The organism is Reinekea sp. G2M2-21, from assembly GCF_015687175.1.
Lineage (GTDB): Bacteria > Pseudomonadota > Gammaproteobacteria > Pseudomonadales > Natronospirillaceae > Reinekea.
Map to the genome: position 1 here is coordinate 1,560,710 of NZ_JADPQG010000001.1, position 13,702 is coordinate 1,574,411.

General features: G+C 47.0%; 12 protein-coding genes. All 12 read right to left on the minus strand.

Going from position 1 to position 13,702, the window contains the following annotated elements:
• Positions 1-834: a hypothetical protein gene (locus IYN85_RS07125; protein WP_196158118.1), complete on the minus strand. Its 834-nt coding sequence runs from the start codon at positions 832-834 to the stop codon at positions 1-3.
• Positions 812-1,351 (minus strand): GNAT family N-acetyltransferase, encoded by a 540-nt coding sequence (locus tag IYN85_RS07130; protein WP_196158119.1) that lies wholly within the window; start codon positions 1,349-1,351, stop codon positions 812-814. The genes IYN85_RS07125 and IYN85_RS07130 overlap by 23 nt, the downstream gene beginning before the upstream one ends.
• Positions 1,344-2,573, minus strand: a complete 1,230-nt coding sequence (locus IYN85_RS07135) for a DegT/DnrJ/EryC1/StrS aminotransferase family protein (protein WP_196158120.1) — start codon at positions 2,571-2,573, stop codon at positions 1,344-1,346. The genes IYN85_RS07130 and IYN85_RS07135 overlap by 8 nt, the downstream gene beginning before the upstream one ends.
• Entirely contained in the window at positions 2,570-3,439 is an 870-nt protein-coding gene (locus IYN85_RS07140; protein WP_196158121.1) for a Gfo/Idh/MocA family protein, read from the minus strand. The genes IYN85_RS07135 and IYN85_RS07140 overlap by 4 nt, the downstream gene beginning before the upstream one ends.
• Entirely contained in the window at positions 3,436-4,137 is a 702-nt protein-coding gene (pseF, locus tag IYN85_RS07145; protein WP_196158122.1) for a pseudaminic acid cytidylyltransferase, read from the minus strand. Before pseF ends, IYN85_RS07140 begins: the two co-directional genes overlap by 4 nt.
• Complete coding sequence (pseC, locus tag IYN85_RS07150) at positions 4,137-5,270, minus strand: UDP-4-amino-4,6-dideoxy-N-acetyl-beta-L-altrosamine transaminase (protein ID WP_196158123.1); 1,134 nt, start codon at positions 5,268-5,270, stop codon at positions 4,137-4,139. The genes pseF and pseC overlap by 1 nt, the downstream gene beginning before the upstream one ends.
• Positions 5,267-6,316: a pseudaminic acid synthase gene (pseI, locus tag IYN85_RS07155; RefSeq protein WP_196158124.1), complete on the minus strand. Its 1,050-nt coding sequence runs from the start codon at positions 6,314-6,316 to the stop codon at positions 5,267-5,269. Before pseI ends, pseC begins: the two co-directional genes overlap by 4 nt.
• Positions 6,313-7,758, minus strand: coding sequence for a bifunctional UDP-2,4-diacetamido-2,4,6-trideoxy-beta-L-altropyranose hydrolase/GNAT family N-acetyltransferase (locus IYN85_RS07160; RefSeq protein WP_196158125.1), 1,446 nt, complete (start codon positions 7,756-7,758; stop codon positions 6,313-6,315). Before IYN85_RS07160 ends, pseI begins: the two co-directional genes overlap by 4 nt.
• Before the next feature lie 11 nt (positions 7,759-7,769).
• The gene (gene pseB / locus IYN85_RS07165) at positions 7,770-8,771 is read right to left on the minus strand and encodes a UDP-N-acetylglucosamine 4,6-dehydratase (inverting) (protein ID WP_196158126.1); all 1,002 of its coding nucleotides are present in this window, start codon (positions 8,769-8,771) and stop codon (positions 7,770-7,772) included.
• A 214-nt stretch (positions 8,772-8,985) separates the two neighbouring features.
• On the minus strand, positions 8,986-9,276 hold the full coding sequence (locus IYN85_RS07170) for a hypothetical protein (protein ID WP_196158127.1): 291 nt from the start codon (positions 9,274-9,276) through the stop codon (positions 8,986-8,988).
• 20 nt (positions 9,277-9,296) lie between these two features.
• Positions 9,297-10,553, minus strand: a complete 1,257-nt coding sequence (flgL, locus tag IYN85_RS07175; RefSeq protein ID WP_196158128.1) for a flagellar hook-associated protein FlgL — start codon at positions 10,551-10,553, stop codon at positions 9,297-9,299.
• Positions 10,554-10,639: 86 nt separating this feature from the next.
• Positions 10,640-13,702: a flagellar hook-associated protein FlgK gene (gene flgK / locus IYN85_RS07180; protein ID WP_196158129.1), complete on the minus strand. Its 3,063-nt coding sequence runs from the start codon at positions 13,700-13,702 to the stop codon at positions 10,640-10,642.

Genomic DNA, 13,702 nt, shown 5'->3' on the forward strand with positions numbered 1-13,702 from the left:
TCATACGCCTTTCACACCAAACTGACTCATATAATCAGGCAATTCGTCTTTTGAAAAACTACTCACTTTTTTGCCAAAACTCGCCGCCATCGGCAATACCATCGACAGGTAGCCAATTACCCACTTTGATTCAGACAGATCTTGCGCTAAGGATGCTTCTGAAATAACCACGGTTTTGAATCGATTCCGTAACCACTTTAATTGCAGCTTTCCAAAATCGTCCAGCCCACTCGGATGCGGTCTAAAGCGTATTGTCTCAGAGTCACCTTGCAGAGCCAGGCAGCTTTCAAATCTTTGCAGCAGGCTCTCTTGTTTTTTTAACGAGCCCCTAACGGGTTCGTGAACCACTAGGATAGTTTTTTCTGTGGCCAAGGAAAGTTCACGACGAACCGAAGACCAATAATAGTTCCCGACAATTTTAACGGGCAATGCATTAAATTCCGTGCAGCGTCTAGCCTCACTTCGTGCCAACTCGTCCGCACACCAAATACCATCTGGCAAAACTAACGTATCAAGGGCTTTGAATCGGGCTACGTAGTTCACCCAATGGTCTAAATATGCGTATACCTTTACGCCCAACGTCTTTGCTTCTGCAATACAATCCAGTTCGAAGCTGCTTTGCCAACCGGTGCCGGTTAACACGGCGTCAACTTCTCGAATATCGTTATTAGATTTAAATTGGTTATTAAAAATCTTTATTGCTGGTCCAAAAACACGTTGCTCTACATTGATATGCTTAGCCGCATTGATCGCCCAATGGTACAACAGGTTTGCTCCACCCGCGTCGTGTGCACAGACCAATACCGTCCGTCTATTTGGTTGCATTTTTTCCATAGAGAGCGACATCCCGAAACTCACCTTCATGCCAAAGAGCCTGATTTAAAGTTCCTTCTCGCGTAAAACCAAGCTTTTCCGCTAATCGAATCATCCCGTGATTGACAGTCAAACACCCTAAGGTAAACCGACGAATCGCCAAGTACTTTTGAGCATGTTGCATCAAAGTTTCGGCAGCTTCGTATGCGATTCCTTGCCCCCATAATGCCTTGTCCCCGAACAAAAACGCGAGTTCGGCGCTGCGATTAAAGTGATCGATCTGCTGCAAACTAATATTGCCTACGTGACTATGTGTGGCCAACCAAAACACAGCGAGTACCAAGCGCGATTTATCATTTTTTAGACTACTCACAAAGGCACTGACTGCATCCGAACTGGAAGGCAGCCGAAAATGGCTGTTGTATTGATTCACTTCAGCATCAAGAAACCAACTGGGATAGGGCCCGTTTAACTCTTGAGAAGATAAGGGGCGTAGGCCCAGCCGCGTTGTTGTATATAGATACTCCGGCTCACTCATGTTGCACCTCAGCTGACAATTCTTGATAAGCAGCGATCATCTGGTTTGCAATCCAAGTGCATTCGTCTTCATTCAGGTCGAACATGCTTATCAACAAGCCTATAAACGTTTTGGTATGCAATGTCTCGGCTATAGGGAATTGTCCGATATCATAGTGATAATGGTCTGGTTCGCTGTGCGCCCAAGGAAAAGGACCAAACGCTATCTTTTGTTGGTACATTGGTAACCGATGAATATTGACATAACCGCAGACGATACCTGGCACTCCTCGTTCACGAAGTTTTTCTGCGAGTTGAGAATTAGTAATTCGATCATCCGTTAGCCGGAAAGGTAACACATAATAGGCATGTTCCCCTGGCTTGCCGACGGGAGTGGTGACCAACCAAGACTCACCCGCCAGTGTCTCGATAATACGACTGGCTTTCTTTTGATTTTGTTGCAGCAACATTGGAAGCTTTTTAAGCTGCTCCCGCCCTATTGCTGCTTCCATCTCACCCAGCCTAAAATTAAAGCCCACCATATTGGTAAGATCATCTATAGGGCTTCCAGATACCGCACTTTCAGCATGATTACGAATCAATCGCATTTTCATGGCAATATCGTCCCGATGACATATACAAAAACCACCCTCCCCAGTATGGATGTGTTTATGGTAGTTCAGACTAAATCCACCGACATCCCCCCACGTCCCCAGAAACTTTCCGTCCAATTGGATACCCGGAGCCTGTGCAACATCTTCGATTAAAAACAAATGATGCTGATCAGCCAGTGCTCTTAGCTCATCTAACCGAGCGCCATGGCCGAATATATCTGCGACGATAATACCTTTGGTTTTTCTTGTTATTTTTTCGACAATCCTATTTGGATCTATCCCATAAAAATCTGGTTCTATATCCACGAAAACCGGAATGCCACCCCAAATTAAAATTGCTGTCGCGGTGGCACTCATCGACCATGGAGTCACCAGAATTTCATCTCCAGGCTGAACTCCCATAGCCCCCATAGCCGCGATTAGTCCTGAAGTGAGGGAATTAAACACCACTGCATGGGGTACCCCGAAGTATTCCGCGAGCTCATGCTCAAACGCATTTACTTCAACACCGCCATTAAAGTCTTCATGCCAGGCCCCGATATATTTGGACAGAACCCCACTGTCCAACACTCTATTAACGGCGGCTTTCTCTTCAGCACCAATCGGATTGTATCTATTCCAATGTTTCATAGCGGAACCTGCTCCAGTACTTTATGTATAATTCGCTGTGCTTTAACGGTCAGTTTAAAACTGTCTTCGCGGGCACCATGAATACACTTAACTACTTGATGAATGACATTTTCTTGGTAATTTGCCAAACGATTAGACAGAAAGATTTCCGGTGTATTCTTCCGTTTAATGACCACGACCCGCCCTCCATCTTTGAAATTGAGACGACCGTCCGATGACAAAACAGTCAGTTCATTTTTCGTGTCTGTTTCACAAGGTTGAAACCGAGCTGTTCCTTGTGGAAAAGAAAATAAAACTGTTGGTTTTGTAACGTCGTATTTTTCCACATTAATTTCTGTAACGTCGCCATACACTTTTAACAACAGCGCCAAAAAGTGTATGCCGTTGTGAATCAAGGCTTTGCTATACGTCACCGTCACATTGAAAGTACTCGTTATTTGGGACAATAAGCTCAACGATAACGGATCAAAATTACGGATAACATTCGCCATCATATGTATCGAAGTTGCCTTAAGTAGACCTTCCACCTTGTTCAGTTGGGCGACTGTCGAGGAAATTGGTTTTTCAACCAGAACTACCTTAGGATTTTGGTCGACAGCCCATTTAATGTGTTCAAAATGGTATTCTGTGTTGCTGGCTATGATGACAGCATCAATTTCTCCTGGTGCATTGAACGCGTTCAAAGACGCAAGTCCCTTGAAGCCATAGGTCGATGTTGCCAGTTTTCGGCGATTCTCATCAGGGTCTATTGTCAACACCTCAGCGCCTATTAAGGCAAGAGCCTTAGCGTGTGTTTGCACACAATCAGGCTTGTCCACATCATACATCAGACCAATATTACCAAGTCCGATCAAAATAGCTTTCATGATAGTTTTCCGGATGCTTTAAGCACTTGAAACTGGATTTCAGCCACCTCCCAATCTTCTGGCGTGTCTATATCCACCACACGGTAACGCGGTAAAACCACGGCCATAGACCGATTACCAAAGAAGTTCATTTTCTGAGCAAAGGCCTCAACCCGCCCCCAATAAAATTGCCCGGCGTCATGAAAAATGGGTTCCAGATCTTGTGAGCGTTTCAACATGTTTTCTGGAAAACACGGCGTGACAAAACCATTATTTTGACGAACACTGCGTTGAATCGGAAATGGAAATTCGGTAATTGAATAAACATAATCGGCTTCCTGATGTTGACTTAATAAGTCATAACCTTGTTGCAAATCACCGACTTCAACAAAGGGAGCGGTAGCGTATAGACAACACATGACCTCCGATGAAACATCATTGGTCTGAATCCAACGAGCCGCGTGTTGTAATAGGTCAAAAGTATTAGCATGATCATCGGCCAACTCTGCAGGGCGCATAAAGGGGACTTCCGCCCCAAAACTAATGGCAACCTCGGCAATTTCTGAATCATCCGTACTGACTACGACACGGTTAAACAGGCCACTCGCTAGTGCATTCTCTATTGAATACCCAATCAAAGCTTTACCATGAAATGGTTTAATATTCTTTTTTGGTATTCGCTTTGACCCACCGCGGGCGGGAATAATACAAACAGTCATCAAAAGTATTCCTCTAACACTTTTACCACTTCATCCTGCTCAGCATTCGTCATCCGAGGAAACAGTGGCAACGAAATTATCTGCCGATAAAAGGCTTCGCAGCGTGGCCAATATTGCGAGGACTGCGCATGGTATGGCTGCTGATAAATAGGGATATAGTGAACCTGACAACCAATGTTGTGTTGACGTAACCAATAAAACAAGGGTCTGCGGTGGTCAGGCGACACTTTAATTACCGCAAGATGGTAACTGCAAAGACGTTGCTCATCGACAGTTAACCATTCTATTGGTAGCTTCTCGGTCATTCTCTGGTAGCGCGTAATCAGTTGATTACGACGCTCTACCCAATCCGCCAACTTTGTTAACTGTGAAATACCGAGGGCGGCTTGTATATCCGTCATGCGATAATTAAACCCTAAGCTATGTTGTTCATACCACCAAGGGTCAGCTTCGGTTTTGTTGAACTCATCTGCCGATTTAGTAATTCCATGCGACACCAATAACCGCGCCTTTTGCTCCAACTTTTGATCATTCGTACACAGACAACCGCCTTCGCCGGTCGTGATCATCTTAACCGGATGGAAACTGAAAACAGTGATTTCAGAATATGAACAATCACCGACGATAGTTTCACCGTATCGTGCTCCCAACGCATGAGAAGCATCCTCAATAACCGAGATTCCATAGCTGCGTGCCAACTGGGAAATCTCTCTCATATCACATGGCGCTCCTGCAAAGTGCACAGGAATAATGACTTTGGGCAACCGGTTTTGCGGCTTCGCCAACGCTAATTTTTGTTGCAGTGCATCGACAGACATGTTCCCGGTAGACGGTTCTATGTCGACAAAATCTACCGATGCACCACAATACAAAGCGCAATTAGCGGACGCCACAAAAGTCAAGGGTGACGTCCATACCAGATCGCCCGGACCAACTTCCAGCGCCAAACAGGCCACATGCAATGCCGAGGTTGCACTGTTGGTCACAACCGCGGCTCGACATTGAACCGCCGCAGCCAGCTTTTGCTCGAATTTCGGGGTTTGTGGTCCTTGAGTTAAAAAATCAGACCGCAATACCTCTACGACTGCGTCTATATCCTGATCGTTCAGCCATTGGCTGCCGTATGGAATCATTCCACTAACTCCCATGTCAGCGCTGTACCGGGTTCGGCATCTACTTTAAAACGCTTGCCGATCAACTGTTGATAATATTTAGGCGCTAACCCGAAACCAGGACGGATACGTCGAATGTTTTTTTCACTGATCAACTCCCCTTTCTTTACCGACGCCGAGACATATATGGAACGACGGAATTTCAGATTTCCCTGCTCGGCCGGTTTCAACTGAAAACTAGCTCTCCCCATACTTGCATGAACTTGCTTCACCAGTGTTGTCAGCTCCGACAGTTCATTGGGTTCCAAGCTGAAAGAAGCGTCTGGCCCGCCCATGCTCCGATCCGTAATAACATGTTTTTCAATCACGCAGGCACCTAACGCAACCGCAGCGCAGGCTGCAGCAGGGGATAGAGTATGATCGGATAAACCGGGGGTTACCTCAGGCCACAACCGCTGAATTTCAGTCAGCGTTTTAACATTCGCTTGGTCGACGGGTGTGGGATACCCACTGATACAATGTAAAACACAGAGTGCGGACGTACCCGCGTCTCGCAACGTGGAAATGGCCTCGCTGATTTCAGTTTGATTGGCCAGACCCGTCGACAAAATAACTGGCTTTCCAGTTCGACCAATCGCTTGCAATAATGGAATATCGATAGCCTCAAAAGAAGCCACCTTGTAGGCTGGTGTTTGTAATGACTCGAGTAATTCAATGGCTGTTTCGTCGAAAGGTGTACTAAATAAAGTAATGCCGATTTCACGCGCATAGCGGAACAACTCAGCGTGCCATTCATAGGGTGTATGAGCATCTTTGTACAGTTCATAAAGACTGTATCCATCCCAGAGACCACCCTCAATCATAAACTCGCCACGGGCAATATCCAGCGTCATGGTATCTGCGGTATAGGTCTGAATTTTAACGGCATCCGCACCACATTCTTTTGCCATCTTAATCGTTGCTTTTGCGATGTCGATATTGCCACCGTGGTTTGCAGAAACCTCTGCTATAACATAAGGCGGATGATCAAGCCCTATCCACCGGTCATCAATTTTAAAGTCGTTCATAAGTGATCTTCTTTAGCTGGCAACTCAGGCCAATAGAACCAGTTGTTTTTTTCCTTGAACCCGACACGCTCAAATAAACGTCGGGAAGCGGTGTTCTCAGGCATCACATATCCGGCTAATAACGGCGATTGCTCTTGAGCAAAACGTAATAATGCGTTCCCGATGCCCATGGCATGGAACTCTGGGTGAACAAGCAGGGATATTTCGCGAAAATCCGCCGCACCAGGAGCACTCAATCGTAACCACGCGACTGGTCTTTCTTGAAAATGGACCAACCAACCAGACTCTGCATTGTTGCTCAAAAATGACGCACACCAAGATTCGTGCTCAGCGAAAGTTGGAATTTGTGGATTCCTGGAAAATCTCCGAACACCCGGCACGCTTTGCAGGCTATAAAGCGAGTGAATGTGTTCTTGAGAAAAGGGTATAAACTGAAGGTTCTGATGAACACAAAACCTCTTTGGAATAATCGCTTGCCAGACTCGGTTTGCGCCATAAACATCCAAATGCTCCGACGATATTTGAGAGCCTTTGCGCAAGGAATGCAAAGCCTGCATCCATTGCGTAGTTGTTGTTTCTGGCAACCCTGGTTGTGCCCATATTCCAGGAAATTTGGAAGCATAACGAAAATTATCGGCCTGATTATCAGCAGCCTGAAAAACAATCGATGGTAAGCCAACGGCCTGCCGTTCCCAGACGGACACACCAGCGGCACCTATCGCACAGTCAACGGACAGATATAGTAAAGCCACATCCGCGCAGTGTTCCAGAACATCAACAGTCAGATCCTGGCGTTGCCAAAAATCAAGCAAATCTCGCTCACCCTGCAACCAGACGATTGTCCCGGTCAAGTTTGCGTCGGCGTGTAACGCCTGTAACACAGGTACATCGTAGGAATTTCGATCGGCCCCACCAAACTGAATTAGTATCTTTTTTAGACCAGGTTGCCGCGATGCAATTCTCTGTTGCCTGAATTCGGACCGCAGCAATAAATACCTCAGACCCAACAGGCAGCGCTCCTCATTCAGCGCATAGTCTAAAGAGCGCCGTCCCGGGAAGTAATCGATAAGCCAGACAGCCGGATCGTGTGTTCTGCAAATATCGTCAATCACTGCTACAGGGCATTGATTAAGGAGTTCACGCTCCCATTGCTGAGCCAATTCATAATGATCCAACCACACAACCGTTGGTTTGTGTGTCGCTGTGCACATTTCGAGGCTTTGGTTTGCGTCGTCTTGTTCCGTTTCCGATAATGCAATTAAATGGCGCCAAGTCAGCGCTGAGTGCTCGATGGGTAGATGCGGTAACGGATCATCCGTCACTACAACAACTTGCCACCCGTCGCGAAGTGCGCATTCGATAATAGACAAACTACGATATACATGACCAGCACCACTGGAGGCAGAAAAGGAAAGTCTGGCAAGTAAAACTGGCGTGGTCATACAGTCCCCAATTAAATTCCAGCCTCTTTGTTCATAGTCAGAATACCTTCAACATCCAGGAAGTCTTTGTTCGTTCCCGACTCATAACAGAATTCCGCGTCAACCGGAACTCCCTTCTCGGCCAAAAGATTGTGTGCGTAATCGACGGTTTGATCTGTAAATCGGATCGAGGGGGTAATGACATAATGATCGGAAAATTCAAACGTGCGGTAAGCGTCGTCTCTTGTCACCATCATTTCGTGTAGCTTTTCACCTGGTCGAATGCCCACAATCTTCTGAGGAATATCAGGCGCGATCGCGGTCGCCAAGTCGGTAATTCGGATAGACGGTATTTTAGGCACATAGATTTCACCGCCATACATTCTATAAAACCCTTTTAACACTAAGTCGACCCCATCTTGTAACGTAATCCAGAATCGGGTCATTCGATCGTCGGTAACCGGTATTTCGGCGGCGCCATCGGCTACCAACTTTTTAAAAAAAGGAACCACCGAACCTCGTGAACCAACAACGTTGCCATAACGAACCACTGAAAATCTCGGCTGACCACTGCCCACCATGTTGTTGGCAGCAACGAAGAGTTTGTCCGAGGCCAGTTTCGTAGCGCCGTACAGATTGATCGGCGCAGCTGCCTTGTCAGTCGACAAAGCAATGACTTTGCGAACATCATTTTTAATGGCCGCATGAATAACATTCTCAGCGCCATTGATATTCGTACGGATGCATTCTGTCGGATTGTATTCCGCTGCTGGAACCTGTTTCATCGCAGCTGCATGAATGACAAAGTCGACACCATTCATCGCCTGTACCATGCGATCACGATCGCGCACATCACCTATAAAATATCGCATGCAAGGCTCGTCGAAAACCTGCTGCATTTCGAATTGCTTTAACTCATCTCGAGAATAGATAATGATTTTACGAGGCTTATAACGCTGCAATAGGGTTTCGGTGTATTTTTTACCAAACGACCCGGTGCCGCCGGTAATTAATATGGTTTGGCCGTCAAACATTCTGCTTACCTCTGTTTTTTTTAATTAAATGCAAGCAATGCGCCAACTTAAACACAACTTATTACATTCAGTTACATAAAGGTAGCTGATTCCACGTGCCTTGCAAGGTACAGGCCCTAACCCGGAAATTTCACCATATTTCTGTATCGCTGCGTCACCATGACATCCGGACAAATAAACGGTGGCATCAATCATATGACCGCATTTCGCAGGGTTAGCGTTTGAATTTTTCTTGGATTTTCTGAGCAGATACCTTGGGTTGGCCTTTTCCCAACTTAGATTTCAAGCTTTTTTGATGTTCCAACAACAATTGTCGGTTTTCAGCAAGCACGGTTTCCCACTTGATCATATAGCGTTCAAACTCAACCAGGAATTCTGGGTTAGGTTCAGTTTGAGACAGGGTTTCGCTGACCAACTCTTGCCATTTTTCCAGCAACGTCGGCAGCTGTTCCGGATGCACCCAAAGCATTTGAAAAGCTTTATCCAGATCGGCAAGTGACGGCAATGATTTTCCTCCCAGGAAAGCTAGCGGATAAAGTCGAACAGATTGGTTTGTGTTACTTGAGCAAAGCTTTGTTGCGCGGCTTGTAAAACGAACCCTTCTAATTGCAACCGACTGATCGCTTCAGCATAGTCCAAGTCCCGAATATCTGCGCGGATATCCTGCGCCGCCAATTTATTGTCAGCGTGTTGATTCATGGTTGTTTCAGAGGTATTCAGACGAGCACCCAGTCGTGCTCTGATCTGTGATACGTTATCGATGGCAGCGTCCAGGTTCTCAAGCGTATTGAATATGGCATCGTCATATAAATCAGAAAATTCTGGCGCATCGCTGTAATTGTTCAGCGCGTATTCCAATTTTTCAGTCGTTGTCAGTACCCCCTGTTTCTGGCTGGATTCCACGACGAACTTATCACCCGGTGCGGGCGAACCGGTAATGGCTATTTCCATTCCCGCGAACTGAATTTTGGATCCAGGTGAATAAGGCTCATTTTGAAATCCTTCAATGATTCGGCCATCGGATTTCCGTCGTATCGTGAAGTTTGGACCTGCTGGATCAATGTCTAATTCATTTTCGAAGGTGATAACGGCGTTGTCAGGGAAAAAGTCATTCAACGCTTGTTGGTCCACCGTGATACCAGCAGAAATCACACCCATAGGACGGCCTCTGTTTTCTGGATTACCATACGTAAAAAATGACGGTTGATTGGCAGGAATATCCAAAAAAGCATCTTTTCCTGAGTCACTGGAGGCCAGGGTTATGGTTCGGCTGATCTGCAAATAGCGCACACCTTCGTCACCTTGATAACTGTAACCACCGCCCGGGCTTTCAACGAACGGTTGCGTGTTTCCGCTGAAGCCAGAGAAAATATATTCACCACTGCCATCCTGGCTGTTCATCAAATCGTAGAGTTCTTTTACCCGTTGTTTGACCTCTTGCCCTATCGCCTGACGTTCGGTGCTGGTGTACAGCGCGGCATTACCGGCCTGTACCGTTAATTCCCGTACCCGTTGCAACACTTCAGTCACACCTTGCAAAACGCCCTCTTCTGCTTCCAGACGGCTTTCGACCAATGAAATATTGCGCTCATATTGACTGAGCAAGGCAATTTCCTGATCCAATTGCAATACCCGCGCGGAACCAACCGGATCATCCGCTGGGCTAAGTATTTTTCGACCGGTACTGACTTGTTCCTGCGTTCGGTTCAGTGCCGACTGCAGGCTCAACATGTCATTGACCGGGCGCTGATATATCCAATAGGTTGATACGCGATCGACCATGGTGTCTCTCCTTCAGCGTTGCTGAAGCCTCCAAAAAGTTTCAACTCATTGACAGTTTTTAAACCATCAACTGAAATGCGATAAGGTTAAAAAGCTGCCAGTAAGGAATCGAATAGCTCCTGTGCAACGGCTATCACTTTTGCGTTAGCGTTATAGGCAACCTGAAATTCAATCAGTCGAGCGGCCTCTTCATCAAGGTTCACACCTCGGATATCGGTCAGTTCTTCCATGGTTCTATCGAGAACCGCTTTATTGGCATCGCTGCGGACCTGCGCGAGGCTCGTCATCGTACCGATACGCTCCACCGTTTGACTGTAACTCTCGGTAATGGTCATGCCACCATCTTGATTATTGACGGTATCTTTGGTTTCTATCGCCACCAGGTCCAGAGCATTGCGGTTATCGGATACACCGTTATTATTCCAGGTGATACTGAACTCATCGCCCGCGACAGGACGCCCGCTGATGTTAAACTGGAAGCCCTTGTAAGTATTCAACGCTTCTGGCGTACCATTGAAAATCCCTCCGGTTATTGGGTCTGTTTCCATGCGTATGCCACCGTCCATGGTTACATCCACCTGGCCACCAATATTCATGCGGGCGACGTCGAAATTGCCGGTTCCATTGACCTTGGTATACACCTGATACTCGATGGTACCGCGCTCAGTTATGAAGGCTTCCACCTGTCCAGGACTGTCGAGCAAACGCTGTATCTTACTGGCGATTTCCAACTTAACATCTTCCGCGGTTGCGTGGTTACCCGTCAGCTCGATCACTCCAGTTCGCCCGTCGGGTAAATACATTTCAAATTCATAAGGACCATCTTCGGTAAAGTCATAGCCGCTTAAATTGTTCAGCAAACCCTGTGTATTACCGCGCAGCGCATCAACGGGGTAACGAGTCCCGGTCGAAATCAGAAAGGTATCGCCTGGATCGATATAACTATTCACATTAGCGGGGTCGTTGACCGGCAAAGGCGGCATGCCGGTTATGATGGGCTGCGGTTTATCACCGCGCATCTCGATTAAAATGTCCCTTCCCTGCTCATCCACAATGGTTAACGTCACGCCATCGCTTTTGGCACGAATACCCATCTCCTGCAAATCGCGATGATGGTTAATTCGATCCGCCAGAAAATTTGGATCCAAGTCATTCGGCACTTCTTCGGGATAGCCATCCAGGTACACCGTTTGGTTCACGTTATTCAAGGTCTGGGTCAATTCAAAACCGTTAACCCAAATTTCAAAATCATTGTCCGGGTCATACGGAGTGCCAGAATTGGTGAAACGGGATAACTGAACCTCCGTGTAGGCTTTGGCTTCAACGCCATCAACCACATTCAGCGCTTGCGCAATTTCAGCGGCACTGGCACCCCGCGGCGTGCTGATTTTTGGTAATTCGGTCTCTTTACCGGTTGTTTCATCCATAACAAAAAAATGAAAGCGTTCGGAGTTGATGCCGTTATACAAAGATGCCGTTGAAGGACCGCCAGCACTGATATCTGCTTGACGGGGTAAGCGCGCCCGCCAGCTATTGACCAAGGTCTGCCCTGGGTCATCTGTAAAAATGGTGTTGCTTGCACCGGGAACAAACGTCATGTTCTCCAACGGTGGCTTCAAGGGAATCGGATTTCCCGGATCGGAATTATCGAGCACTGAGTAGCGATTTTCGCTTTCAAATTGAATCAGTAACGGTGGTGTGAGCTTTCCGTCAACAGAGAAAGAGGCCGAATCACGGCTCAGCATAACGCCTTGGTCGATAAATCCACTGCCCTGATTACTTAAACTAGTGGTTGCCTTCATGGGATACCCGAGCGCGATCTGTGTCGGCTGCGTCAGTTTCATCTCCATTTGCGACGCGGCATTGCGCAACGGTGCAATGGTAAAACTATCCCCCTGACTGAAGGTTCCCGCTTCCAACACAAGCTCCAAACCATCAAAGAAGTAGCTTTGAGGGTAATCGTTGCGCAACGCCCCTGAGCTGACGACTTCGCCGTCGTCTTTGCGAATAATTTCGTAGCGGCTGTTTTCCGGGCCCGGGACATTGAGAATATAGTCGCTGGTGGTAATTTCAGAGCTGTCAGCGAATTTAACCTGAAATAGATTGTCATTCGGCAGACTGTTACTTTGATAAGCAAACACCCGCTGACGCGTCAGCGATGGATCATTCAGATCTTGAAAGAAATCCTTTCCGAACCGGCCTTCAAGATCTATACCCAGTTTATGAGTTGCATTGGTTTGCTCGGTAAAAGCGACAGCAATGCGTCCAAGGCTGTTTATGGCAAGCGATAAGGCTTCATTGCGGAAATCCACCAGGCCTTTCAGACTGCCGCCATTAAACGCCTCCGTAATTTCAGCGGTTTCAGTTTTACTGACATAACGAATACCCAACCGGAAAGGATCGGTCAACCCTGGCGTTGCTTCCAGTCTGGCGGCATCGTACTTCAACACCAAAGGCTGGCCATTACCAATTGAGATGTTGTAGGTGTCATCAATCTTAAGAACATCGACATCGACATATTCTGCGAGCGCACGCACCAGCTCATCTCGCTTATCATAGAGATCGTTCGGTGGCTCTGAACTGGACGACCCTCTTGCAGTGACAATTTTTTCGTTCATTTCCGCGATGCTTTGTGCAAGCGCGTTTACCTGATCGATCGTCGTCTCTATTTTTCCATTTACGATTTTTTCCTGATCATCCAGATACTGAGCAATGGTGGCGAAACGATCCACCAGCCCTTGCGCCTCGCCTAAAACAACGTCTCGGGATGGGACATAGGCGGGGTTATCTGCAGCGCCTTGCATTGCAGCAAAATACCGGTCAAATTGGGGTTGCAAACCCGTTCGGTCATCCGCCAAGATACGATCAACCTGTTCGATCTGTTCGCGATAGGTTTGTAAATTGAAATAGTTGGACGAATCCGTATTCAACTGACTTTGCAGAAACTCATTTTCAATGCGACGTACGGTTGTTATGTCCACACCCTGGCCGATATAACCGAACCCGCGGTACAAAGGATTGGCCGAGTTCATCACCACTTCCTGACGAGAATAGCCAGGGGTGTTGGCATTGGAAATGTTGTGCCCGGTGGTATTAAGTGCCTGTTGATGCGCTTTTATACCGGTGATGGCGGTATCCAATAAACTCAT